This is a genomic window from Larkinella fluvii (assembly GCF_051857545.1).
Taxonomy (GTDB): domain Bacteria; phylum Bacteroidota; class Bacteroidia; order Cytophagales; family Spirosomataceae; genus Larkinella.
Window position 1 is genome coordinate 1 of sequence record NZ_JBPZHB010000001.1, and the last position, 24,148, is coordinate 24,148.

General features: G+C 51.7%; 20 protein-coding genes and 1 tRNA gene. 5 read left to right on the forward strand and 16 right to left on the reverse strand.

The features are described 5' to 3' along the window. Positions 1-474: 474 nt before the first annotated feature. From ACS5NO_RS00005 to ACS5NO_RS00015, 3 genes are all read right to left on the reverse strand, one after another. Positions 475-837: an ISAon1 family transposase N-terminal region protein gene (locus ACS5NO_RS00005; protein ID WP_439413317.1), complete on the reverse strand. Its 363-nt coding sequence runs from the start codon at positions 835-837 to the stop codon at positions 475-477. 151 nt (positions 838-988) lie between these two features. Then, positions 989-1,072, reverse strand: a tRNA-Leu gene (locus ACS5NO_RS00010). 132 nt (positions 1,073-1,204) lie between these two features. After that, positions 1,205-2,617 carry an MBL fold metallo-hydrolase RNA specificity domain-containing protein gene (locus ACS5NO_RS00015; RefSeq protein WP_439413318.1) on the reverse strand — a complete coding sequence of 471 codons (1,413 nt, stop codon included), beginning with the start codon at positions 2,615-2,617 and terminating at the stop codon, positions 1,205-1,207. Between the two features lie 133 nt (positions 2,618-2,750). On the opposite strand from ACS5NO_RS00015, the gene pbpC reads away from it, so the two are divergent. Both pbpC and ACS5NO_RS00025 read left to right on the forward strand, forming a co-directional pair. Further along, the gene (pbpC, locus tag ACS5NO_RS00020; RefSeq protein ID WP_439413966.1) at positions 2,751-5,099 is read left to right on the forward strand and encodes a penicillin-binding protein 1C; all 2,349 of its coding nucleotides are present in this window, start codon (positions 2,751-2,753) and stop codon (positions 5,097-5,099) included. A 93-nt stretch (positions 5,100-5,192) separates the two neighbouring features. Then, positions 5,193-6,359, forward strand: coding sequence for a Gfo/Idh/MocA family protein (locus tag ACS5NO_RS00025; protein WP_439413319.1), 1,167 nt, complete (start codon positions 5,193-5,195; stop codon positions 6,357-6,359). Between the two features lie 99 nt (positions 6,360-6,458). Here the strand turns inward: ACS5NO_RS00025 and ACS5NO_RS00030 are convergent, their stop codons facing one another. Beyond that, positions 6,459-7,187: a ThuA domain-containing protein gene (locus ACS5NO_RS00030; protein ID WP_439413320.1), complete on the reverse strand. Its 729-nt coding sequence runs from the start codon at positions 7,185-7,187 to the stop codon at positions 6,459-6,461. Positions 7,188-7,269: 82 nt separating this feature from the next. Here ACS5NO_RS00030 and ACS5NO_RS00035 point away from each other — a divergent pair, with 82 nt between their 5' ends. Continuing rightward, entirely contained in the window at positions 7,270-7,722 is a 453-nt protein-coding gene (locus ACS5NO_RS00035; RefSeq protein ID WP_439413321.1) for an NUDIX domain-containing protein, read from the forward strand. On the opposite strand, the gene ACS5NO_RS00040 is transcribed toward ACS5NO_RS00035, so the two are convergent. The 9 genes from ACS5NO_RS00040 to ACS5NO_RS00080 all read right to left on the reverse strand — a co-directional run bounded on the left by ACS5NO_RS00040 (position 7,707) and on the right by ACS5NO_RS00080 (position 16,932). After that, positions 7,707-9,155: a high affinity choline transporter 1 gene (locus ACS5NO_RS00040; RefSeq protein WP_439413967.1), complete on the reverse strand. Its 1,449-nt coding sequence runs from the start codon at positions 9,153-9,155 to the stop codon at positions 7,707-7,709. The two genes, ACS5NO_RS00035 and ACS5NO_RS00040, sit on opposite strands and share 16 nt — an antisense overlap. A gap of 82 nt (positions 9,156-9,237) precedes the next feature. After that, positions 9,238-10,101, reverse strand: a complete 864-nt coding sequence (locus tag ACS5NO_RS00045; RefSeq protein WP_439413322.1) for an inositol oxygenase family protein — start codon at positions 10,099-10,101, stop codon at positions 9,238-9,240. 90 nt (positions 10,102-10,191) lie between these two features. Continuing rightward, on the reverse strand, positions 10,192-11,283 hold the full coding sequence (locus ACS5NO_RS00050) for a serine hydrolase domain-containing protein (protein ID WP_439413323.1): 1,092 nt from the start codon (positions 11,281-11,283) through the stop codon (positions 10,192-10,194). Between the two features lie 92 nt (positions 11,284-11,375). Beyond that, entirely contained in the window at positions 11,376-11,951 is a 576-nt protein-coding gene (locus ACS5NO_RS00055; protein ID WP_439413324.1) for a 5-formyltetrahydrofolate cyclo-ligase, read from the reverse strand. Positions 11,952-11,954: 3 nt separating this feature from the next. Next, the gene (gene bshC, locus ACS5NO_RS00060; protein ID WP_439413325.1) at positions 11,955-13,502 is read right to left on the reverse strand and encodes a bacillithiol biosynthesis cysteine-adding enzyme BshC; all 1,548 of its coding nucleotides are present in this window, start codon (positions 13,500-13,502) and stop codon (positions 11,955-11,957) included. Between the two features lie 96 nt (positions 13,503-13,598). Continuing rightward, positions 13,599-13,925: a PadR family transcriptional regulator gene (locus ACS5NO_RS00065; protein WP_138993000.1), complete on the reverse strand. Its 327-nt coding sequence runs from the start codon at positions 13,923-13,925 to the stop codon at positions 13,599-13,601. 106 nt (positions 13,926-14,031) lie between these two features. Further along, on the reverse strand, positions 14,032-14,754 hold the full coding sequence (locus tag ACS5NO_RS00070; RefSeq protein ID WP_439413326.1) for a 3-keto-disaccharide hydrolase: 723 nt from the start codon (positions 14,752-14,754) through the stop codon (positions 14,032-14,034). 99 nt (positions 14,755-14,853) lie between these two features. Then, entirely contained in the window at positions 14,854-16,203 is a 1,350-nt protein-coding gene (locus ACS5NO_RS00075) for a Gfo/Idh/MocA family protein (RefSeq protein WP_421827885.1), read from the reverse strand. 138 nt (positions 16,204-16,341) lie between these two features. Then, positions 16,342-16,932, reverse strand: a complete 591-nt coding sequence (locus ACS5NO_RS00080; protein ID WP_439413327.1) for a hypothetical protein — start codon at positions 16,930-16,932, stop codon at positions 16,342-16,344. Between the two features lie 177 nt (positions 16,933-17,109). Here ACS5NO_RS00080 and prfA point away from each other — a divergent pair, with 177 nt between their 5' ends. Further along, positions 17,110-18,183, forward strand: coding sequence for a peptide chain release factor 1 (gene prfA / locus ACS5NO_RS00085; RefSeq protein WP_439413328.1), 1,074 nt, complete (start codon positions 17,110-17,112; stop codon positions 18,181-18,183). A gap of 271 nt (positions 18,184-18,454) precedes the next feature. Here the strand turns inward: prfA and uvrB are convergent, their stop codons facing one another. Beyond that, a complete protein-coding gene (gene uvrB, locus ACS5NO_RS00090) occupies positions 18,455-20,485 on the reverse strand; it encodes an excinuclease ABC subunit UvrB (protein ID WP_439413329.1) in 2,031 nt (676 codons plus the stop codon). A gap of 159 nt (positions 20,486-20,644) precedes the next feature. On the opposite strand from uvrB, the gene ACS5NO_RS00095 reads away from it, so the two are divergent. Next, the gene (locus ACS5NO_RS00095) at positions 20,645-20,899 is read left to right on the forward strand and encodes a hypothetical protein (RefSeq protein ID WP_439413330.1); all 255 of its coding nucleotides are present in this window, start codon (positions 20,645-20,647) and stop codon (positions 20,897-20,899) included. Positions 20,900-20,917: 18 nt separating this feature from the next. Here ACS5NO_RS00095 and ACS5NO_RS00100 read toward each other — a convergent pair whose 3' ends face one another. Both ACS5NO_RS00100 and ACS5NO_RS00105 read right to left on the reverse strand, forming a co-directional pair. Next, positions 20,918-22,507, reverse strand: coding sequence for a glycoside hydrolase (locus ACS5NO_RS00100; RefSeq protein ID WP_439413331.1), 1,590 nt, complete (start codon positions 22,505-22,507; stop codon positions 20,918-20,920). A gap of 61 nt (positions 22,508-22,568) precedes the next feature. After that, the gene (locus ACS5NO_RS00105) at positions 22,569-24,032 is read right to left on the reverse strand and encodes a M61 family metallopeptidase (protein WP_439413332.1); all 1,464 of its coding nucleotides are present in this window, start codon (positions 24,030-24,032) and stop codon (positions 22,569-22,571) included. Between the last annotated feature and the right edge of the window lie 116 nt (positions 24,033-24,148).

A 24,148-nucleotide genomic window follows, 5' to 3' on the forward strand; every position in this document is an offset into this window, starting at 1 on the left:
AAGGATCACTAAAGATTATGAACAGACGACCAGCAGTTCAGAATCATGGCTCCTGTGGGCTAATTGTGCTTTGATGTTGAACCGATTGGCAAAATGACCAAATAATATTTCCCAACATCTTCTTAGACTTTTCCACTTTTTTAATTACACCAAACTACTTATTACTTTCTGACGAAATAGCCTTGTTGGTGAAAAATACTATAAAGCAATTAAAACTCAATATTGACAGTGACTTAATAAAGGAGCGAATCGAGTTTATTAAACAATATTGCCTAGGTGAATATACTTTTTCTTATCTCTCAAGGAACGCTCCCTTTATTGCTTATGAACTAGAAAGACAGTCTTTAAAAGAAAAAATAAAGGAAATAAACCCTATCATTTTCAATGCATAAGATTTACAATGCTATAACATTCTTTTCAAATTTTTATATTCTACTGCCATCAACCCCGTAAAACCGTCCAATGGATCGGATGTTATTCGGGTTGGTATCGATTAATGTCTTTTAAAAAAGTGGAAAACTCACTGATCATCCGCGTTCCTTTTTCTACTTGAGTCCAGTCTCTGTACACCACTTTTCTGGTTTGGATGTTGAGCCACCGACTGCGTTTAATATGCAGGAAAACCTGATGACCCCAGATGGAAAAATCCTGAACCGTTATCGTTGGAAAGAAACCTTTGGAGAGTAGATTTTTCCTTTCTGGGTCATTTTCGTCCGCATTCTTCTCTTCAATATAAACGTGGAATACACCGTCTGGACGGTCAATGGAAGTCAATTCAAAATTTTCCAAGATGAACTCTGGTAACAGAAACTGAAGGATGGGTAAGAAGCTGTCCAAAACAAGTAGGGTTGATTAAACCCACAAACCTAGAAAAATCCTACCTCCTCCACAACTTTTGGATTTGATCCAACTTTTGTGCATCGCCACAAATGACATTTCCCACTAAAACAAAAAGCCCGTAATCGCTTGATTACGGGCTAAATTGCTGTGCCGAAGGCGAGACTCGAACTCGCATGAACTTACGTTCACACGCCCCTGAAACGTGCGTGTCTACCAGTTTCACCACTTCGGCATACATTCCCCAGATGGGATTGCAAAGATGCAGGGTTTTGATTTTCTATGCAAGTCGTCGCTACAGATTTTTTACAGTTTCTACGTTTTTTTAGGTTTCAGACGGCTTTTGCCTGCGCTTTTTACAAACCGCCTACAATTCCACCGACTCGTATAGGGCCGGAATGTAGACATTCTGGAAACCGGCGCTCTGGAGTTTCTGCCGGAAAACCACCTGCCGGTCGTATTCGCCGTGGACCAGAAACACCTGTTTCACCTGCCCCGCATCCTGACACGACAGAAATTCGAGCATCTCCCGGTAATCGCCGTGGGCACTGAACGAGTCCATCACCTCCACGTCGGCTTTTACCAGAAATGTTTCGCCAAAGATTTTCACCTGCGAATCGCCCCGCTTCAAGGCTCCTCCCAGCGTTTCCGGGCCGCAGTAGCCTACAATCAGAATCGTGCAGCGCGAATCTTCGATGTTGTTTTTGATGTGGTGTTTGATACGCCCGGCTTCGGCCATGCCCGATGCGGAAATGATGATGCAGGGTTCGTCGCGCTCGTTGATGGCCTTCGATTCTTCCACATCCGACACGTAATGCAGGTTCGGGAAGGCAAAGGCGTCGCCGTCTTTTTCGATGTAGGCCAGAATCTCCGGGTTGAAACACTCCTCGTGGGCTTTCATCAAATGCGTGGCTTTGACGGCCATCGGGCTGTCGATGTAAACCGGCAAACGCGGCAATTCGCCCCGGTTTTCGAGCTGGTCGAGCGCATACACCAGCTCCTGCGTCCGGTCGACGGCAAAAGCCGGGATGATGAGTTTGCCCCGACGCACCACGCAGGTTTCGTGCACAATCCGCAGCAAATGCGCACTCATATCGACTTCCGGCTCGTGGAGTTTGTCGCCGTAGGTCGATTCGCAAAGAATGTAATCCGCCTGCGGAAAGGGTTCCGGCATTTTCAGTATCTTGTCGTGCGGTCGACCGATGTCACCACTGAAAAACAGGCGTTTTTCTACTGGATCGCCGTTCGGAGCGGTTTCGTGGACGGTCAGGCTAATGGCCGCGCTGCCCAGCAGGTGGGCGGTATCAGTAAAGACCACGCTGACTTCGTCGCGGCTGAGCCAGAACGTTTCGCCATATTCGATCGGTTTCAACAGTTCCAGGGCGCGTTCCACATCGGCGGTTTCGTACAACAGCTCGAGCAAAGCCCGGTCTTGCTTTTTCCGGCGTTTGTTGATTCGCTCCAGGTCCTTTTCCTGAATGTGCGCACTGTCGAGCAGCATGAGCTGGCAAAGATCGGCGGTAGCGGGTGTGCAGTAAATCGGGCCGGTAAACCCCTGACGAACCAGCCGCGGAATCAATCCGCAATGGTCGATGTGGGCGTGCGACAGGAGGAGGTAATCGACGTCGGAAGCTCTAAACCGGAAATCCTGATTGAGATCGTCGGTATTGATGCCCTGAAACAAACCGCAGTCGAGCAAAATGCGTGTTCCGCGTTGGGTCGTAATCAGGTGTTTACTGCCGGTAACGGTGCGGGCGGCACCAAAAAATTGTATTTTCATAAAAGGATTTATTTTTATCTGCCCTTAAAATCGTTTACACCCCTAAATCCCCTAAAGGGGACTTGGACACAGAATCTCCGGATTCAAAAGTCCCCTTTAGGGGATTTAGGGGCTTTTTAAAACAAGGGTTCGCATATTGGAAAAATTACTTCATATCGCCAAAAAATTCTGGAAACGACGCGGGGTAAAAGTCCTGATTGCGTTCGTCGGGTTGCTGCTGGGGTTGAATTTGTTTTTTCCGCTAAAGGTCCGGCCACGGTATTCAACGGTTATTACGGCCGCCGACGGCACCATTCTTCATGCCTTCCTGAGTGACGACGACAAATGGCGATTAATGACAGAACTGGACGAAATCACGCCGGTGTTGCGAAAAACGATTTTACACAAGGAAGACCGGTTCTTCTATTACCACCCCGGTTTTAACCCCTTATCGATGGCGCGGGCGGCTGTTCGTAACCTGACAACGGGCCGCCGAACCTCGGGGGCTTCCACGATCACCATGCAGGTGGTCCGGCTACTCGAACCTCGAAAACGGACGTACGCCAGCAAACTCGTTGAAGTATTCCGGGCCATTCAACTGGAGGTTTTTTATTCCAAAGACGAAATTCTCCAACTCTATCTGAACCTGATTCCGTACGGCGGGAATGTAGAAGGCATCAAATCGGCGTCGATGCTGTACCTCGGAAAACCGCCCCAATTGCTGAGTCTGGCCGAAATCACGACGCTCACGATCATTCCAAACCGCCCTTCGACCCTGCGGCTGGGAATCAATAACAAGCTGATCGTTCAGGAACGAAACCGCTGGCTGAACCGCTTCCGACAAACCGGGCTGTTCACGTCCGAAGCCATCGCCGACGCTCTGGCCGAACCCTTGGAGTCACACCGGCGGGCGTTACCGAAACAAGCCCCCCACCTGGCGTTGCGGTTGAAAAAAAGCCAGCCCGATCAGCCGATTATTCACACGCTGCTGCGGCCCAACCGACAGGCGCAGGCGGAGCAACTCGTCGCCAATTACGTCGGGCGGGTGCGTTCGATGAACATTCACAACGCTGCGGTTCTGGTGCTCAATAACCAGACAATGGCCGTCGAAGCCTACGTTGGTTCGGCGGATTTTGCGAATGGCTACGACGGCGGGCAGGTCGATGGTGTCCGGGCGGTGCGTTCGCCGGGCAGCACCTTGAAACCGCTGCTGTATGCTGTGGCTTTCGACAAAGGCCTGATGACGCCGAAAACCGTCCTGAATGATGTGCCGACGAGCTTTTCCGGCTACGAACCCGAGAATTACGACCGGCAGTTCTACGGCCCGATCACGGTGGAATCCGCGCTGGCGAACTCGCTGAACGTTCCGGCGGTGAAGACGATGCAACAGCTTGGCACACCGACGTTTATTAATTATTTGAAAAAAGCTGGTTTTGAAACCATCAAAAAACAGTCGAAAGGGCTGGGTTTGTCGGTCATTCTGGGCGGTTGTGGTGTCACGCTGGAAGAACTGACGAGGCTGTTTGCGGCTTTTGCCAACGGCGGTCAGATGAGCAATCTCAACTTTATAGCTCCCCATTCGACTGAAAATCCCGCGAAAAAAAGCCGCCTGATTTCGGAGGATGCTGCCTTTTTGATTACTAATACGCTTACCCAAATTACCCGCCCGGATTTGCCGAATAACTTTGACAATAGCTACCATTTGCCGCGCATCGCCTGGAAAACCGGTACGTCCTACGGTCGGCGGGATGCCTGGAGCATCGGCTACAACAAGCGGTATACGGTCGGCGTTTGGGTCGGTAATTTTTCGGGCGAGGGCGTACCGGAACTGAGCGGAGCCAACATTGCTACCCCGTTGTTATTCAGTATTTTCAACGCCATCGACTATAACTCGACCAGCGGCTGGTTCCGAATGCCGAAGAGTCTGTCGATGCGGCAAGTCTGCGCGGAAACCGGCGATGTGCCGGGTGAATTCTGTGCGCATAAAATCGTTGATTATGCCATTATGGGCGTTTCGCCCTACCGCCGTTGCCAACACCAGAAAACCGTCTGGACCAACCCGGCCGGAACCGTGTCGTACTGCGCCCATTGTTTGCCCGAAAATACCGGTTCGGAATCCGATCCTGCCGTTCAACGGTTTTACCCGAATCTGGCGCCGGAGTTGATTGCTTTTTACGAAAGTCGTCGGATTCCGTACCTGAAAATACCGCCCCACAACCCGGCCTGCACGCGGGTATTTGCCCAACAGGGGCCGCAAATTGTGAGTCCGAACGATGGCAGTGAATATTTTATCAATCCGCACCAACCACAGCAGTTGCAACTGAGCTGTCAGGCCGACAATGAAGTGAAACTGGTTTACTGGTATCTGAACGATAAACTTTACCGAAAAGCCGCCCCAACGGAGGGCGTTTTCTTCAGTCCGCAACCCGGTTCGCTGAAAATTTCCTGTGCCGACGACAAGGGGCGAAATACCGACATCCGGATTTCGATCAAAGCGGAATAGGTATTCAGACAAGAGAGATTAGACAAGAGAGTAGAGACATACAACTTATGACTTTTTTAGTCTTTACTCTCTTGTCTCATTTCTCTCTTCTCTATGATGAACTCCAACCGTCGTGATTTTTTACAAAAGCTTTCAAAGGGCATTGGTGCTTCGGCACTCGCTTCGCCCTTAGCGGGGTATGCCGCTAATCTGGCGCAGCAGGATGAATTTTCCCGCATCAACACCCTCGTTTCGCATCTCGGCGAACCGCTGCGGCAGGGCCGTAAATTGGGTATGGCGCTGGTCGGCCTGGGAGGGTATGCCAAGAATCAACTGGCTCCGGCTCTGCAACAAACGCAGCACGTTCGGCTGGCCGGTATTGTGACTGGAACACCTACCAAAGCAGAAGAATGGATGGCTAAGTACAACATTCCGAAAGCGAATGTGTACGACTACAAAACGTTTGACCGCATCATCGACAACAAGGATATTGATGTGGTTTACGTCGTTTTGCCGAATTCAATGCACGCGGAATACGTGATTCGGGCGGCCAAAGCTGGCAAGCATGTGATCTGCGAAAAACCGATGGCGATTACGGTGAAAGATTGTCAGGACATGATCGATGCCTGCAAGAAGGCCAATGTGCAACTGGCCATTGGCTATCGGCTTCATTATGAACCTTTCACGCAGGAGATGATGCGGCTGGGTCGGGAGAAAGTATTCGGCAACCTGAAATTTCTGGAAGCCAGCGACGGTTTTAAGGCCGGTGATCCGAATCAGTGGCGGCTCAAAAAAGCGATGGCGGGGGGTGGCCCGATGATGGACGTGGGCATCTACGCCATTCAGGGTGTGCGGCTGGTAACGGGTTTGGAACCCATCTCGGTAACGGCCCAGTTTGCACCCAAAACCGACCCACAGAAATTCAAGGATGTGGAGGAGACAATGTACTGGCAGTTCGAATTTCCGAACGGTATCACCTCAACGTCGACTACCAGTTACGCTGCGGGCGTCGAGCGGTTGTATGCGTCGGCCGAAAATGGCTGGTTCGAGTTGCGCCCTGCCTATGGCTACGGTCCGCTGAAAGGGATGACCAGCAAAGGTCCGATCGATAAACCGGTGGTCAATCACCAGGCGATGCACATGGACGGTATTTGCAAGGATCTGATCGACGGTAAACAACTGCCGAAGCACATCACGGGCGAAGAGGGAATGCAGGATGTGAAAATCATCCAGGCAACGTACCAGGCGGCTGAAACCGGGCGTCGGATTAAAATAGTATAAGTTATTTCGCAGAGTTGAGCAGAGAACATCAGAGGTACGCAGAGAAAACTCTGATAAACTCTGATTTCCTCCGCTCAACTCTGCGAAATAACTCTCTTTTTACTTCTTCTTTCCCATCGCGTACTTAATCCCCCCCAGGATGTGCGTCAGGAATTGGGCGTCGCTGTAGGATTCGTCCGTGTGGCCCCCACCGGTGTAGAACGACCGGCCGCCGTCGAATTCGCGGTACCAGATGAATGGGTGATTATCACCGTTTTTGCCACCTTCGTAGGTTTTCTCATCCAGTTTTCCCAGAATTTTCAGGCCCGGCACAATGCTTTTGTAGTTGTACCACTCGTCGTAGCGTTTCCAGCGGTCGGGCAGCGCTTTGGTTGAAAGGTGTTTTTTATCCACAATTTCGATTTCGGCGTTCTGTTGTTTGGGGTGGCTCAGGAAGTAAGCCCCCACCAATTGGTTGTACCAAGGCCATTCGTATTCGGTGTCGGCTGCCGCGTGAATCCCGACAAAACCGCCCCCTTTTTTGATATATTGTTCAAAAGCCGCCTGTTGTTCAGCGTTCAGAATATCGCCGGTTGTGCTCAGAAAAACGACGGCCTTGTATTTTTTCAGGTTGTCGGGTGTAAAAAGAGCCGCATTTTCGGTCGTATCGACGCTGAAACCGTTTTCCTGCCCCAACTTCACAATACTCATTTTACCCACTTCGATGGACTTGTGCCGGAAGCCTGCGGTTTTCGAAAAAACCAGAATCGCATCTTTGGCGTTTGCGGTCGTAGTTGCCAGACCGGTCAATACGCACAGAATGCTGAGGAACTTTACAATCGTTTTCATTACACAAGGTTAAATTACAGTGCCAAAAGTATCGGTTTTGTTGTACTTTACTGTTCATGTTCCATCAATTTCTTCCTGAGTTATGAAAGTACGGCCTGCGGTGCTCCTGATCGAGAATAATCATTTACTGCTGATGCATTACCGGTATGGTGACACGGACGTGTATGCCCTGCCCGGCGGCAATCCCGACCAGGGCGAAACCCTGGATCTGACGGTGATGCGCGAGTTGCAGGAAGAATTGGGTATCGATGTGGAAGTCGGACCCATCGCGTTTGTTGGCGAAGTGATTTTCCCCCCGACCCACGGTTCGGAAACCAAAGAGGATGTGTTGCACGTGGTATTTGTGAGCCAACTGATTGGCGGTATTCCCCGCATCAACCCGGAAGAAACCACGGCACTGGCCGTTAGCTGGAAGCCGGTTGGCGAATTGGACGATTTGAATCTGTATCCGAATGTCGGGCGACAGATTCAGCGCTGGCTGACGTCGCAGACCAATCTGGAATACATCGGGAAAATCGATCAGGCGTTTTTTTGATTGCCCCTAAATCCCCTGAAGGGGACTTTTAAATCTGGATAAGCTGCGTCCAAGTCCCCTTCAGGGGATTTAGGGGCAATCATCACCCCCAGAACCATGCCTGCTATACTGGCCAGTAAACCATAGACCAGGGCCGGGTACTCCGTTTCAATGGCCAGACAGGTTAGCCAGACAACGATTCCGCCCACCATTGACAACAGACAGCCCAGCGTGTTGGCTGGTTTCCAGTATAAACCGGCCGTGAGCGGCACAAATAACGACACCAGACTAAACGCCGACGACTCGCCGACCAGTTCGAAAATGTTGACGTCGCGGGCTGCGGTCATCCAGACGCAAATGAGGGTGATCACCGCCACCGCCAGCCGGATGGTGAGCAGCAGCGTTTTGTCGCTGATGTCGGGCTTGAAAAACCGGTAAATGTTCTCGCCAAAAACCGTGGCCGGTGCCAAAATCGCCCCACTTGATACGCTGAGAATGGCCGATAACAAGGCGCCGAAAAAGAGAATTTGCAACGGCATGTTGGCTTGTCGCAACACCATGTTCGGAATCAGCATCTGATTGTCCTGGTTCAAATCCGGGTATAGCTGCTTTCCCACCAGCCCAATGAACAGGGGCAGCATGGCAATGGTGATGTACAGAAGCGACGCCAGATAGGAAGCCCGGACGGTGGTTCGCTCATTTTTGGCCGACATCACGCGTTGAAAAACGTCTTGTTGTGGAATGGAACCCAGGCCGATGGTGATCCAGGCAGCCACCCAGCCGACGCTGTCTTTGAACGTCGGTTTGGGCAGGAAATGGAAAAAACCGGGCTTGGTTTTCTGGACGATGCTGGCTATCCCGTCGGTCTGATTATACAGAATAACGGCAATGATGATCAACGCAATGACGATGATGATGTTGTGGAGGAAATCGGTGATGGAAAGCGACCACATGCCGCCCATCATCGTGTAGATCATCACGATGGTTGCGCTGGAGGCAATGCACCAGAAAATAGGCACACCCGTGACCAGATTAAGGACAATCCCAATGGCGATGAACTGGGCAGAAATCCAGCTAAAATACGACGGAATGACCAGTGCTGCCGACAGAAACTCCGCCGAACGGCCAAAGCGGATGCTGAAATAATCCGAAAACGTGGTGATTCCCAGCCGATACAGCGGTCGGGCGTAAAAGGCCCCAACCAGAAACAGACACAAGGCCGACCCGAACGGTTCTTCGATAACGGCCAGAAAACCGCCGTCGACAAACATGGCCGGAGCGCCCATGATCGTTTCCGAGCCAAACCAGGTGGCAAACGTGGCTGAAGCCGCCAGCGCCAGCGGGAGCCGCCGACCGGCCAGCACAAAATCCTGACTACTGGTTACTTTTCGGGCCGCCCAGGCACCGATGGCAAGGTTGGAGAGGAGGTAAAGCGCAATAAAGGTGAGGAGCATCCGGCGAGTAGGCTTGTCGTCACCAAAATAAACAAAAAAACCGATGTCGGAAACATCGGTTTTTTGCAAACTATAGTCAGGGTTACAACCGGATCGTCGCAGGCAGATACTTCGCGATCAGGTCTTCGTAATACGGTTTCAGTTCCGAAACGACCGGCGTTACCGGGCTTTTCGAATACAAATCGTACGGATTGAATTTGTCAACCCATTTGAACATCGCCCGGTCGTGATCGTCCATCAGGTGCTCATACGCCTTTTCGCGGTGTTGCGCGTAGAACGAGTGATACCGGATCATGTACAGGGCCGGTTCGGGAAGGTGATCTTTCGTAATGTGGTACAAATATTCGTCGTGACCCCACGACATCGTGACGTTTTTCAGACCGCAATTCGGTTCGTAAACACCGTATTTGGTGTTGAAATCCTTGTTGTACGTATCCGGATTGGCCGCAAAATACTCGGGATAAACGATTTTGTCGGAATGCGCGCAACCCACCGGGAAGGTGTCACCAACAACCGCCCACTGCGGTTCACCGAACAGACACAGGACTTTGCCCATATCGTGCAGAAAACCGGTCAGCACAAACCAGTCGGGGTGACCATCGGCGCGGATGGCTTCGGCGGTTTGCAGCAAATGTTGCAACTGGTCGAGTTCAATATCCGGATCGGAATCATCGACGAGGGTGTTCAGAAACTCCATCGCGCCCCAAACCGGGATTTCTTTTTTGTCGAATTTTAGAAATTCAGCCCGTTTTTCCTGCACAAAATCGTACGTCTGGTAGGTGTGATTCAGGCGGTAAAACTCCCGGACGGTATCGCGGGCGGGGTCATCATAATTGCGGTATTCTTCCTTGGCCTTGTGTTCCGGTTCGGGGTAGCGGATCAGCAGATCATCTTCCCATTGTTCCAGGCTGGAGAGGGGGTTGCGTTCGGTGTCGGTGAATGCCATAGTAAGGTAGCTGTTAATAAGCCAATTAATGGTGTAAAGATAATCATTCCCCCAACTATTTCAAGTCCATCGCTTACCCGAAATAGCCAGTCAATTCGTCAGATTGTGCAACGCCCATACGTCGATGGATAGTTCCTCATCGGCTTTCAGCACGTTCAAAATGTCGGCAAAAGGCTGGTGATTGTCGGCCAGATTTGAAAACAGAACAACCAATGTCTTTTTCTGCGGAATGCGAACGACGCAGTTGCTAAAACCGCACGTACTGCCGGAATGAAAAAACTCCGATGCTTCGCCGTTTGTTTGGGTGAAAAACCAGCCCAACCCGTAAAAACCGTTTGGCTGTCCTTCAATCGGATGTTGGACGGTTTTGAGTTTTTCCACGACATCGACCAGTTGGCCGGTTGTCAGCGCGTTGTCCCACTTTTTATAGTCCGCCAGGGAAGTGTAAACACAGCCGTCGCCTTTGGTTCCGCTCGTCACGCTCTGGTCCGAAAACCGGATGGTTTGGTCCTGATTCCGGGCATAGCCCATCGCCCGGTTGGGAATCGACCGTTTGGGTTCGTAGAGCGTGGTCTGAGTCATGCCCAACGGTTTGAAAAGGTTTTCGGTAATGAACGCCAGATACGGTTTTTTCGTGACCCGCTCTACGACTTGCGTAAGCAAACAGAAGGCCGAATTGCTGTAGCGAAACCGACTCCCTGGTTCAAAATACGTCGAATCCTGCGACTTCAGTAGCGTTAACACTTCCGCATCAAAAATCTGCTCCTTTCGACTGGACGACAAAAGTGATTCGTAATCCAGAATCCCGGAAGTGTGCGTCAGCAGATGGCGCAACTTGATGCTCTTGCCAACTTTTTGATTGAAATCCGGGAAATAGTTGAGCAGATTATCGTCAAAAGAGAGTTTTTTCTGTTTTTCCAGCAACAGAATGCACATCGCCGTAAACTGTTTGGAAACTGACGCCATCCGGAAATTGGTTTCCGGCGAGATGGGCGTTTTCGTCGCCAGATTGGCCAGCCCCACACCCCGGTTGTAGACGGTTTTTCCATCGATCACCACCAGCAGGGCGCCACCGGGCTGGTCGATCGAAAAGTTGCGGTGCATCACCGAATCGAGAGCCGCCGGGAGTTTTTGAGCCAAAACCGTATGAAGCATACAACACCAGAAAGCGAGGATTTTCATTGCGGCAATCTACGAAATAGGACCACTGATTGAACGGATTTAATGGATTAAAACTAATTTTATCCGTACAATTCGTTCCATTAGTGATCTTATCAAAAAGTCCAGACTCGCTCGGGTGTGATGCAGAAATTCAGGGCCATATCACCTTCGTATACATCGTCAATTTGATCGACCGGGTCAAACAGCGACAGGCCGATTTTCAGGCAATCCGGGCGGCATTGGGCCAGAAACCGGTCGTAAAAACCGCCCCCGTAGCCGACGCGGTTACCGGTTTGGTCGAACGTCAACAGCGGGACTAAAATACTATCGAATACTGAATGTTGAATAGCGAATGATGAAGTGGGGGGCTCGGGAATACCGTACCGGTTTTTGATAAACTCGGTTTTTGGGGTGATTTCGTAGTTTTCCAGCGTTCCGGTTTCCAGATTCGTGACGGGCGCGGCCACCCGAATTTGTGGAAATTCCTGCCAGAGCCGCCGGACGATGAGCCAGGTGTTGACTTCTTTCTGACTTTCGATGGGCAAAAAAGTACCGATAACCGAAACCGGTTTGGAGGGCAGAATCGTAAAAAACTGATTTGAAATAGCTTCGCACCGGTTTTGCCACTCGGTTTCGGACAACGACCGGCGTTTCTGGCGGAATGCAGCACGCAGCTCGGCTTTCGTCATCGCTTAGTCTTTCAACACCAGCATCTGGTAGGCCAGCGGATCAAAAACGGTCAGCAATTTCGGGATAAATTGCGGGTCGTTGAGCTGGAAATTCAGGTAGTTTTCGGAGCGCTCCTGAATACCGCCATTCGGGAAGAGCTTCTGTTTCAGGGTCATCAACTGGTTGAGAACCGTTTCGTAATTTTTCTCCTCGGTTTTCTTCAGGCGTTTTTCCAGGTGATCGATCGTGTGCATCAGCCGGGCTTTTTCGGCCAGCACAGCCCCTTCCAGTGATTGATCCACTTTGACGGATTTGTGCAGAATCTCGGCAAAACACTGTTCCAGACACGCTTTCTGTTCCGTCAGATCGAGGGAATTTCCCGAAATTCGTTCCGTATACGCCCGGCGCAATTTCACCTCGTCCCAGAACAGTTCTTCGGGCGATACACCCAGTTTGTCCATTTTTTTGGCGCTGGCCGGGTTGACGTACAACGCAAAGTTGCGGGGCATCAGCAGCGGAAACGGAATCTTGAAATGATCGAAAAGGCCTTTCAGTTGCAGCCAGTACGGCACTTCCGACGGACCGCCGATGTAGGCCAGATTCGGCAAAATGACTTCCTGATAAACCGGTCGCAGCACCACGTTCGGGCTGAACCGCTCCGGATGTTCATCGACCAACGCCAGGATTTCGTCCCGCGAAAAACGGATTTCGGTGTTCAACACTTCATACGAATCCTCGCCATCGGTAATGATGCGTTCGCGTAACTGGTCGTCCAGATAGAAGAGGTTGATTTCGCGGGGCGTTATCTGCGTTTTGTAACCAAGTGCTTCCAGTTGCTGGGTAGTTTGCGTAACGATACCCTCGGTTGGACGGTTTAGCAACTCATCTTTGATGATCGGCGCAAAGAGCCGTTTCAAGTCCGCATCGTCGGCATCAAGGCAAATCAGGCCCTCTTTGCCGAGCAATTCGTTGGCGTACCAGCGAACGGCGTCCGACAACGTATCGTGTTTCAGGTAAGCCTCCTCAAACAGAAACAGCTTTTCCGGCATCTGGTCGAACACGGTTTTCAGTTCTTTCGGGTTCATTCGCCCTACGGCCCCACGTTGCTCCGTTTCCCACGTATAGCTTTTGCCAAACAGCGTAAAATGGTTGATTTCCGCAAAGTCGTGATCTTCGGTCGCCAGCCAGTAGATCGGGACAAACTGGTAGTTTGGATACGTTTCGTTCAGCTTTTTTGCCAGATTCACCGTTGTAATCCACTTGTACAGCACGTAAAGCGGCCCGGTGAAAATGTTCAACTGGTGTCCCGTCGTCACCGTAAAGGTATTGGGCTGGGCCAGGACCGAGAAATCGGGTTTGTTGGGAATGTGCTGGTACTGCCGTTCTAAAACTTCCACCAAGGTCTGCCGCTTGCTGTCGTCGAACGCCCGGTTTTTGACTTGTTCCTCAAACGCTTCCAGGGTTGGAAAGTGGTTGTAATACGGTTGGAGGGCTTCTTTTTGCGAGATATAATCGAGGAACAGATTCGAAAACTGGCCGGTGGCGGTTAGTGGCAGGTACTGACAGTCCATGAAAATGGGATTTTTGTCACTGAACACAGAATTGGGGATCAAGGTTCGGACGAGTTAAGGTGAATACACGAATGGCAACCAAAGGCGGTTCAGGAATCAAGCCAGCCCGGTTTTTGGAATCTGGTTCCAGAGGTTGTTTCGGGTCGTGTGAATTTCCTGCAATGCCCGGGTTCCGCCCAGCGTCACGTTGAAAAACCGCTTTCGGCGTCCCCCGCGCTCGGCGGTGGCCCCGCCCATCTGCGATTTAAGGTAGCCTTTTTCTTCGAGTCGTTGCAGCGTCGCATGAATGGCGCTCAGACTGACGGTGCGACCGGTCTGCTTCTCGATTTCTTCCAGAATGGTCACGCCGTAAGCCTGCCCGTTCAGCATGGCAACCGTTAGCAGAACCAGTTCCTCAAATTCGCCTAAGTACGGACGATTCATATTTGTTTAGGTTTTGTAAAACAAATATATCCAGATTCTTTTAGCAGCAAAGAACCGGTCGGGAAATCATCGTTTTTTGGCGGAAAATGACGGAAAAATTAGTTTATTAAAGTGACCGAATCTTGATATTCCGGTAGTAAACGGGGCTGCCCCAGTCCTGCAAACCGATTCGTCCGGCCAACTGTCCTTTGCTGATCGGAGCGTTTTTTAAGTTGCTTTCGGCGATTCTTTTTTTCCAGTCAGCACTCTCAATGTTGTGTTCCTGAATGAGATAGCCGTTCATGTAGACCGACAGGACTTTGCCTTTCAGCTTGAAATGAATCTGGTTCCACTCGCCCACGGCTTTCGGTTCGCGAATGCGGGCGTTGGCCACACTGAAGAAATCACCCGCGCGGTGTTTGTTTTCCGGGGCACCCTCGTAGATGGCGTTGTCGAGCACCTGAAGCTCCAGGCCGGTATGGTAAATCTCTTTGTATTCCGGGGCTTCGGTTACAAAAAAGAAAATACCGCTGTTCGTAAACCGTTCGACTTTACAATCCGCCTTGAATTCAAAATCGCCTTTAAACGTCTGATCCGTTGCCAGATCGCCCCCGTTTTTGGCTTTGTTACCGGCGCGTTCCGGTACATTCAGTTTCAGTGCGCCATTCTCAATAATCCAGGCCGAGCCGACACCGGTTTTGCCGTACGTATGCCAGCCGCTGACGTCTTTTCCGTTGAACAGCAGTTTCCAGCCTTCTTTCTTTTCCTGTGCAGTCAAGGTGTTCGGAGCCTGTGCAAACAGTTGGACAACCGACAGGAAAAACAGCGCGGTCAGTGAAATTTTTTTCATACGTTTTGAAAGAGAGAAAAGAGCAGAGACAAGAGAGTAAAGACACGGTTTTTTTAAGTCTCTACTCTTTTATCTCTGCTCTTTATTCTAAATAAAAAATTACATCGCCCAACCTTGGCGGTATTCGCGTTTCAGATACGGATTCAATTCCGGGGCGTTGGTGAAGGCCATGGTTTTTGTATCCCAGTTCAGTTTGGTGCCCTGTTTGTAGAGTGCTACGATGCCCAGCAGCATGGTTTCGCACAACGGACCGGCGTATTCGAAGGGCGAAACCGCCTTGCCGTTTCCTTTGCAGGCTTCGGCCCAGTTGCGTTCGTGACTCATGCCGACGCGTGGAATGGTCTGCGCCGGTTTTTTGTAGGAATCCATTTTTTCCTGTGGCAGTAGCCGCGGTTTGGAGCCGTATGTCTCATGAAAGAGTTTTCCTTTCGTTCCGACATACAAAACGCCACCACCTTTTGGAACGGGGCCGTCGCCAAATTCGACCGGTTTGGGTGGCAGAATACCGCCGTCGTACCACGTCATCGTCAGCGGATTTTTCTTGTCTTTCGTTTCAAACTCGAAGGTCACCAGCGACGAAACCGGGTAGCTTTGCTTGTTAAACGGCGTCGAGGAAGCCTCGACGGTGATCGGCGGGTTGAGCCCCAGCGCCCAGAACGGGTGATCGACCAGGTGAGCGCCCATATCGCCCAGCGCCCCGGCACCGTAATCGACCCAGCCGCGCCATTTGAACGGAGTATAGGCCGGATTGTAGGCCCGGTGGGGAGCAGGACCTAAAAACAGCTCCCAGTCCAGCGTCGATGGTGCGTCGACGGCTTCTTTCGGAACCTCCATACCTTGCGGCCAGATGGGGCGGTTGGTCCAGACGTGGACTTCCTGCACTTTGCCAATGGCGCCGTCGGCAATCCATTCGTTGATCAGGCGGGCATCGTCGTTCGAGTGGCCCTGATTTCCCATTTGGGTAACGACTTTCGGATTTTCTTTCGCCAGCCGCGCCAGTTCGCGCGATTCCCAAACCGTAACGGTCAGCGGTTTTTGTACGTAGACGTGTTTGCCGAGTTTCATGGCGGCTGATGCAATAACACCGTGCAGGTGATCGGGCGTGGCCACTACAATGCCGTCGATGTCTTTCTGGGCTTCGAGCATCTTGCGGTAATCCTTGTACCGCTTGGCATTCGGGTATTTTTCGAAAACCGGGCCAGCGTATTTCTCATCGACATCGCAAAGCGCGACGATGTTTTCGGTAGGCGCCAGGGCGTTGAGATTGCTCTTTCCCATGCCGCCGATGCCGACCCCGGCGACGTTCAGTTTATCAGACGGCGCAATAAATCCTTTGCCACCCAGCACATGCCGGGGCAGAATGGTGACGCCAGCCAGGGCCAGCGACGAGGCTTTGACAAACCCGCGTCGGCTCACCGCCTGATCGGCTTTATTTTTCAGATTGCTCATACGTGAAACAGTATGTTTGTTAAGGGATGGAATACGAATGTGTTAAAAGTACAAAATCATCGTTTCTGAAGTACTATTTAATCGTATTTTCATACTGTTCTGTATAACCCTGACAGGGTCTGGCGAACGCTGTCAGGGTTACTTCAATTTCTTCGGATTGACCCGCCGGATCACTTCCCGTTTATTGAACACGATGCGCCAGATCACGAACGGCAAGGTCGCATTGTCCGTGCAGGTTTTGCAGATGATATCATCCGTCGCAACGGGTGAATTGTAGACAAACAGCGTGTCGTTCAGTTTCTGGACGTTGTCGTTCTGCTCCAGTTTATTCTGGGCGTTGTAGACATACGCACCCAGCAAATCCCGCTCTTTGGGGTCCAGGGCCGGGTTGGTTACATCTTTTGCCTTCAGCAAATCGATCGTAATGGCGTACTGTTTTTCCAGTTTCTGAATGGCCGGTATGTTTTCCAGGTTGCAAAACGTGGAGTCTCCGGGCTTTTTCGTCAGTTCACGGGTCAGGGCTTTTCGGGTGGTCAGAATGAGGGCTTTGCCCCATTCGTCGACAGTGGTCGTGAGTTGGACGTTGGTGACCCGCTTGATTTTCCGGTCGTTCATTTCCTGCGCCAGTTCCTTCGTATTCTGATTCTGGTCGGGAGAGCAGGCGGACTCAAATAATAGAAGAAACAACAGACTTAGCAGGAAAGCAAAAGGGGAAAAGATACGGTTCATTGCCAGGAACTTAGTGAAGTGAAATCTTGTCATCAATCTGGATAACGATGGGTTTGCCCGTTTCGTTGACAAATGTACGACCGAAGTGTTGACTGACCGAATTTTCGTAGATTTGTATCAAAATTCGCCCGGCCTTGAAGAGAACAGGGCAATTTGAAGGCATAACGTTTTTGACCCATGATTGATCAATTAGAATCCATAAAAGAACGGTTTGAGGAGGTTTCTCAGCAAATCATGATGCCGGAAATCGTTTCGGATCAGAAGAAATACACCAAGCTGAGCAAGGAATACAAAGACCTCGAAAAGATCGTCAAACAGTATCAGGTTTATAAAAAACTGCTGAACGACATTGACGGGGCGAAGGATCTGCTGGCGACCGAGAAGGACGAAGATTTGCGTGAAATGGCCAAAGCCGAACTCGATGAGCTGGTGCCGCAGCGCGAACCGATGGAGGACGTATTGAAAGAAATGCTGATTCCGAAAGATCCGAACGACAGCAAAAACGTCATTCTCGAAATTCGGGCCGGAACCGGTGGCGACGAAGCATCCATTTTTGCCGGTGATCTCTTCCGCATGTATCAGCGGCTGTGCGACCGCATGGGCTGGCGGATGTCGCTGATGGACTTCACCGAAGGAACTTCAGGCGGTTACAAAGAAATTATCTGCCAGGTCGAAGGCGAAGACGTCTACGGCAAACTGAAATTCGAATCCGGCGTTCACCGCGTTCAGCGGGTTCCGGCCACCGAATCGCAGGGGCGGATTCACACCTCAGCCTCCAGTGTAGCGGTTTTGCCCGAAGCCGAAGAGGTTGATGTTCAAATTAATATGAATGACATTCGGAAAGATACCTTCTGCTCGTCGGGTGCGGGAGGGCAGTCGGTCAATACCACCTATTCGGCGGTTCGGCTGACGCACATTCCGTCGGGTCTGGTCGTGCAGTGTCAGGATGAACGTTCGCAGATCAAAAATACCGAAAAAGCCCTGACGGTTTTGCGTTCGCGTTTGTACGAAATTGAATTGCAGAAACACAACGACGAAATTAGTTCACAGCGCAAGTCGATGGTGGGCAGTGGCGACCGGTCTGACAAAATCCGGACGTACAATTATCCCCAAAGCCGCGTCACCGACCACCGCATCGGCCTGACAGTGTATAACCTGCCGACAGTGATGGACGGCGACATCGACAACTTTATCGAGCAACTCCGCATGGCCGAAAACGCCGAACGGATGAAAGAAGCCGCGATGGTGTAAGTACTCTGGTCGGAAGGCCGCTGCCGCTCTAGTCCGTGAGATTCTTATCATTTTAGGAGCTTGGACAGGGATCTTACGGACTAGAATCTATTTGGGTTAATCCGGAAGCCCTGGAAGGGCAGTCTGTCAATAGTCAAAAGGTTATCCACAACTGGTAGCTCCGGCGGAGCGGCCTGAAGTTGTTTTTAGCCCGCTCCGCCGGAGCTACCAGTTGTGGATAACCTTTTGACTATTGACAGGGAAGGCCTCCGGCCTTAATTCAAACCACTTCTTAGACTTTTTGAGTCGCTTTCAACCGGTCGCGGAGTTGAAACAACTCATCCCGCAGCCGGGCCGCTTCCATGAAATCCAGTTCTTTGGCGGCTCGTTCCATTTTATTCTGCGTCTCTTTGATGACCTGCTCCAGGTCATTTTTCCCCATGTATTGCACCACGGGATCGGCAGCAATCCGGAATTCGTCGGGTTCAACGTAGTATTGTTTGGCCTCAGGACGCGAATCGGCAATGCTGGTTTGGCCCATAATGGCGTCGTGGGATCGCAAAATGGTCATTGGCGTAATACCATGTTTCTCATTGTACTCCATCTGAATTTCCCGCCGTCGGTTGGTTTCGCTGATGGCTTTTTCCATCGAACCGGTGATGCGGTCGGCATACATGAGCACGCGTCCGTTGGAGTTCCGGGCGGCCCGGCCAATGGTTTGAATCAGGGATCGAATGTCGCGCAGGAAACCTTCTTTGTCGGCGTCCATGATGGCCACCAATGACACTTCCGGCAAATCAAGTCCTTCGCGCAAGAGGTTGACACCCACCAGCACATCGAAAACACCCAGTCGCAACTCCCGCAGGATTTCAACCCGATCCAGCGTTTTCACTTCCGAGTGAATGTAGCGGCCTTTGACGCCCACCCGTTCCAGGTATTTGCTCAACTCCTCGGCCATGCGTTTGGTCAGCGTCGTCACCAGCACCCGTTCTTTGCGTTTGACGCGGATGTCGATCTCTTCCAGCAAATCATCGATCTGGTTCAGACTGGGCCGTACTTCAATCGCAGGGTCCAGCAAACCGGTCGGGCGAATCAACTGTTCGACCACTACGCCTTCGCTCCGGCGTAATTCGTAATCAGAAGGGGTTGCGCTAACAAAAACCGTTTGCCCGGCCATTTGCTCAAATTCCTGAAAGGTAAGCGGACGGTTGTCCAGCGCCGATGGCAGCCGAAAACCGTAGTCGACCAGCGCTTCCTTGCGCGAACGGTCACCGCCCCACATCGCCCGGATTTGCGGCATCGTCGCGTGGCTTTCATCCACAATCGTCAGAAAGTCGTCGGGGAAATAGTCGAGCAAACAGAAGGGACGCTGGCCGGGTTGCCGGCGGTCGAAATACCGGGAGTAGTTTTCAATACCGGAACAATAGCCCAGTTCGCGCATCATTTCGATGTCGAACTCGGTCCGCTCCTTGATTCGCTCGGCTTCCATATTCCGGAATTCGGATTGAAAATAGCGAATTTGCGCCACCAGATCATTCTGAATTTCGCCAATCGCCATGTTCAGGGTATCCCGGCCCGTTACGAAGAGGTTTGCCGGGAAAATGGCGATGATCCGGTCGTCGCCGATCTTCTTGCCCGACGCCGGATCGATGCGCTGAATGGCTTCAATTTCGTCGCCGAAGAAAACAATCCGGTACGCAAAGTCGGCATAACCGGGAAAAATATCGACGGTATCGCCCTTGACCCGGAACGAACCGCGGGTGAATTCCACCTCGGTGCGGCTATACAGAATCTCGACCAGTTTGAAGAGAAACTGGTTGCGGCTGATGGTTTCGCCCACGCCCAGTCGCACGATGCTTTTCTGGTATTCGTTCGGGTTACCCGCGCCGTAGATGCAGGAAACCGACGCAATCACCACAATATCCCGCCGACCGCTCATCAGCGCCGAAACCGTCGCCAGCCGGAGCTTGTCGATCTCTTCGTTGATGGCCAGATCTTTTTCGATGTACGTGTTGGTCGTCGCGATGAACGCTTCCGGCTGGTAGTAATCGTAGTAAGAGATGAAATATTGAACGGCATTTTCGGGGAAAAACTGCTTGAACTCGCCGTAGAGCTGAGCTGCCAATGTTTTGTTGTGGCTCAGCACGAGCGTCGGGCGGTTGAGTTGGGCAATGACGTTGGCAACTGTAAACGTTTTTCCAGATCCGGTAACACCCAACAACACCTGCGACGGTTCGCCTTCCTTAATCCCTTTTACCAGCTTTTCAATGGCCTGCGGCTGGTCGCCAGTCGGTTTAAATTCTGAAGTCAGCTTGAAATTCATAACAAGCTAAGATACGAAAAAAGCAAGATTGAAACAAGAACGGTTTTAAAGATAACCGCACTTTGTCAGGATTGTTAGCGTATGCTCATTCTGTCATTTTTTTCCAAACAACTCGCCCACCTCCCGGTTACGATAGTAGTCACTCAACGTTCAATTACCATGAAAAATAACCTGAAAAATGCATACCGGAGCCTGATTGTCGGGTTTGGTATTCTTTCGACAACCTTTTGCCTGAGTTGTAATTCTAAAACGGAAAGCACGCAATCAGGCACCGATTCGACGGCCATGGCGAATGATACGAGCATTATGGGAATTCAGGGCGACACGACCACCAATTCGCTGGATGCACCACAAGCAGCCCAGGGCGATACCGGACAGACGCTCCCGGAAATGCGCGCCAAAAAGAAAAACTGATTTGGCGGTATTCACTGATTATTGATACGTCCCCACCAGCGTAACGACCGACTTGGGTTCCAGTCGAACTTGATCGGCCCGTACGGTGGATTTCGTTAGGGTTTGGGTGGCGGAGGTGGTATAACCAGCCAGGCGTCCGTTCCGGATTTTTACTCCGCTAAGGGGTACGGTCAGGGCGTCGGAGGTCATGTTGATGCAAACCAGCACAAGCTGTTTACGCGCAGCATCTTTGTAGGCCGACACCATACCCTGACTTGCTTCGGCCACCGGGTTCGCTCCCTTACCGATGCGGACCGCCACCCGTTTCATGCCGGGCCGGATGAAGCGGGCATAATTGCCGAAAGCCCAGAGTTGTTTGGAGTCGATCACCTGCCCGTCGAGCCGGGCGTTGTCGTGGTTTTTGTACCCGCCGTCGGGGCCGTTGATATACACCAGCCCATCGCTGTAATCGTACGGATTGATGGCCAGCCACCATTGCCACGAGGTCACGTTGGCGATGGTCAGGTCGTTGTGAATCACCTTTGCCACGTAGAGCCCATAGTCGATGTCGGTGTGGCGCGGACTTCCGTTGTACTGGCCGCAGATGTCGCCCAGAACACCAAACTCACTTTGCCAGAGTGGCGGACTTCCCACGGTTTTGGCGCGTTGAGCCGCTTTCTGGCGCATTGCCACGAGTGTCGAATCCCGGCAGGTCGAAAAATAGCTGTGATACGCCCAGATCGGTTCCACATTCGGGAGTTTGGGTAGCGAAGCGGTTTGGTTCGTGCCAAAAAAGTAGTCAAGCTGATTGCCCCGTCCACTTTCGGCTTTCTCGTAGAGGTAGTCAAGCTGGCCCGCTTCACCCGTTACTACCTTTGTTTTGGATTTACCGGATGCCAGTTTGGTCGCTAAGGCTTTGGTTACCGCCAGAATATCCGCATTTTCGGCCGGGGAGCCTTCCTGATTGGCTTTGCCGTTTTTGCCGGCGGTCCAGTCCCACTGCGGTTCGTTGATGGGGCTCAGGTAATCAAATTTGAAGTGTTCGGCCACTGTGACCAGAAAATCGGCGAAGGGTTCCAGCGCGGTTGGTTTGAGATTGAACGCTTTTCCGCCCGGCGAAAAGGCTTTGCCGTTTCGGGTCATTTGCACGGGCGGGGAGTTGGTAAACCCGAGGGTGTAGCGAACACCCCGCTGGCGGGCCGCCTGTAAAAACCATTGATTGCCAGCCTGTTTACTCCAGTCGTAACGGCCATCAGGAGTCAGAAAACACGCTTCCCGGCGCCATTCATCCCGGATGGCACTGCTGTCTTTCTGTTCAAAGCTTCCGGCACCGATGTTGACCCGCCACAACGACAATCCAATGCCTTTCGGCTGGCCGCTGGCCAGGGTATCTTGACTAAAGAGCAGATCGGCGATCTGGTTCTTTTTGGCCTCATCGCTCCATTTCCCAATAAACTTGGCCGACCAGCAATCGGACGCGCCGAAGCTATGGATGGTTTGAAACTCCTCATTCAGGTTGATCGTCACCGCCGAAGCGAGCGGTTTAGCCGGTTCCGTGAAATCGGTTCGGTGGCTGGTGCCGGTCAACACGATCAGGAGGAGCAGGGCGGTTTTGGCAAGGCGTTTCATTGGAGAAAAAGAAAATAACAAGTGACCCTACGATTGACTATTTACCAGTCTTTCAACCCGATCAGGGTTGAACACCCAACCACTGATGGCGGTTTTGCAAACCGGCCTCATCGTCGTGCTGAACGAGCAATACCGAGGGCGCACTGACCAGGTCGGTGGCATCGTATTCCAGTTGCAGGCCGACAAACGCCAGGTATTCGTTCAGGAGCGGTTCCAGCGGTTCGTTGCCGAAGATACAGCGTTCGTAGTACCAGTCGAGCGGTTCACCCGCCACTTCTTCCGTGATGGTGCGATACTCCTCCAGCGTATACCCCACGAACGGTTTTCCGAATCGTTCCCACATCAGCCGCATGACGTCATCGAGTGAACGGGCGTGGTTCCATTTTCGGCGGATGTGTAAGTCCAGAATGAGCGCTACCGTAGCACCCTTGTAATACACCGACACTTTCCGGTTCGGTACGCCTTTGTCGTAGCCGTCCAGCCACAAATCCCAGGACGATTCGGTAAGCGACTGAAACGATCGTCCGCTGGGTTCAAAATGCCGTTTCAGCAGCACCTGAAGCTCTTTCCAATAGGCGGCATCGGTGAAAACGTTCGCCCGGCGGAGGAGCAAATCCCCGTAATAGGTCGTGACGCCTTCAGCCACAAAGCAGGTCGTAAAGTACGTTTCCCGGGTGAAATCATAGGGCAATAGCTCCGCCGGACGGATGCGAATGACATTCCAGGCGTGAAACAGTTCGTGTGACGAAACACCCAGCAAATCCGTATAAAGGCCCTCGCCTTCGTCGTTGGGGCCCAGCACCAGCATGGTGGAGTTGCGGTGTTCGACGCCGTGGTAATGCGCCGTCGGCAGAATCAGCGTCAGAAAATGGTAGTCTTTCTCGGGAAATTCGCCGAAGAGCCGGATTTGGGTTTCCGAAAACCGGCTGAAATCGCGCCGGATTCGTTCCCAATCCGGTTTGATGTTGCCGCAGATCCAGAGGTGAAACAGGGTCTCATCGACTTCATATTCCAGGTGTTGCAAATCGGGCGAAGCGATGAGCGGGCAGTCGACCAGTTCATAGAAATCGGAGGCAACCAGGATGTTAGGTGCGGTTTGCTTCATTCCGCAGGCCACCTGCCAATCGTCCGGAATGGCCAGTTCGAGCGTGCAGGGTTCCAGCAGACGACCGTCGGCATACAGACACAAATTGACCGGATTGAGGTACAACAGCCGCTCGTCGGCGCAGCTGGTTCCCGCGTTGATGGTGTTGCTGTAATACGTGTACCGGGCGACGAGTTCCGAAACGCCTTCGGTTTGTACCCGCCAGCGGTCTTTGGTGAGTTTCTGAAACGCCAGCGGTTTTCCGGTTTGATCAAAGATTTCGAACCGCTGAATATTTTTGGCGAAGTTCTGAATCTCATACCGGCCGGGGCGCCAGGCGGGGAGCTGCAGGTCAACGGTGGACGATGAAATAGCCGTCAGCAAAAAATCAACTTCAAGGAGCCGGGACGAAGGGTTGGTAGACGAAATACGGTAGTGCATACCTGCGAATATAACCGCTTGTTTGTGAAAACGCTAAATGTGAAAATCAAACTTGTTTCGTTCCGTAACATTCTCTACCTTTGCAGACTCATTTGAAAAATAGGCATCCAAGATAT

Bases quoted from the DNA above. Each gene is read 5' to 3' on its own strand.
- ACS5NO_RS00015 (WP_439413318.1), bottom strand. From the start codon at position 2,617: ATGAAAATACAATTTTTTGGTGCCGCCCGCACCGTTACCGGCAGTAAA.
- ACS5NO_RS00025 (WP_439413319.1), top strand. From the start codon at position 5,193: ATGATGAACTCCAACCGTCGTGATTTTTTACAAAAGCTTTCAAAGGGC.
- ACS5NO_RS00030 (WP_439413320.1), bottom strand. From the start codon at position 7,187: ATGAAAACGATTGTAAAGTTCCTCAGCATTCTGTGCGTATTGACCGGT.
- ACS5NO_RS00035 (WP_439413321.1), top strand. From the start codon at position 7,270: ATGAAAGTACGGCCTGCGGTGCTCCTGATCGAGAATAATCATTTACTG.
- ACS5NO_RS00040 (WP_439413967.1), bottom strand. From the start codon at position 9,155: ATGCTCCTCACCTTTATTGCGCTTTACCTCCTCTCCAACCTTGCCATC.
- ACS5NO_RS00045 (WP_439413322.1), bottom strand. From the start codon at position 10,101: ATGGCATTCACCGACACCGAACGCAACCCCCTCTCCAGCCTGGAACAA.
- ACS5NO_RS00050 (WP_439413323.1), bottom strand. From the start codon at position 11,283: ATGAAAATCCTCGCTTTCTGGTGTTGTATGCTTCATACGGTTTTGGCT.
- ACS5NO_RS00055 (WP_439413324.1), bottom strand. From the start codon at position 11,951: ATGACGAAAGCCGAGCTGCGTGCTGCATTCCGCCAGAAACGCCGGTCG.
- bshC (WP_439413325.1), bottom strand. From the start codon at position 13,502: ATGGACTGTCAGTACCTGCCACTAACCGCCACCGGCCAGTTTTCGAAT.
- ACS5NO_RS00065 (WP_138993000.1), bottom strand. From the start codon at position 13,925: ATGAATCGTCCGTACTTAGGCGAATTTGAGGAACTGGTTCTGCTAACG.
- ACS5NO_RS00070 (WP_439413326.1), bottom strand. From the start codon at position 14,754: ATGAAAAAAATTTCACTGACCGCGCTGTTTTTCCTGTCGGTTGTCCAA.
- ACS5NO_RS00075 (WP_421827885.1), bottom strand. From the start codon at position 16,203: ATGAGCAATCTGAAAAATAAAGCCGATCAGGCGGTGAGCCGACGCGGG.
- ACS5NO_RS00080 (WP_439413327.1), bottom strand. From the start codon at position 16,932: ATGAACCGTATCTTTTCCCCTTTTGCTTTCCTGCTAAGTCTGTTGTTT.
- prfA (WP_439413328.1), top strand. From the start codon at position 17,110: ATGATTGATCAATTAGAATCCATAAAAGAACGGTTTGAGGAGGTTTCT.
- uvrB (WP_439413329.1), bottom strand. From the start codon at position 20,485: ATGAATTTCAAGCTGACTTCAGAATTTAAACCGACTGGCGACCAGCCG.
- ACS5NO_RS00095 (WP_439413330.1), top strand. From the start codon at position 20,645: ATGAAAAATAACCTGAAAAATGCATACCGGAGCCTGATTGTCGGGTTT.
- ACS5NO_RS00100 (WP_439413331.1), bottom strand. From the start codon at position 22,507: ATGAAACGCCTTGCCAAAACCGCCCTGCTCCTCCTGATCGTGTTGACC.
- ACS5NO_RS00105 (WP_439413332.1), bottom strand. From the start codon at position 24,032: ATGCACTACCGTATTTCGTCTACCAACCCTTCGTCCCGGCTCCTTGAA.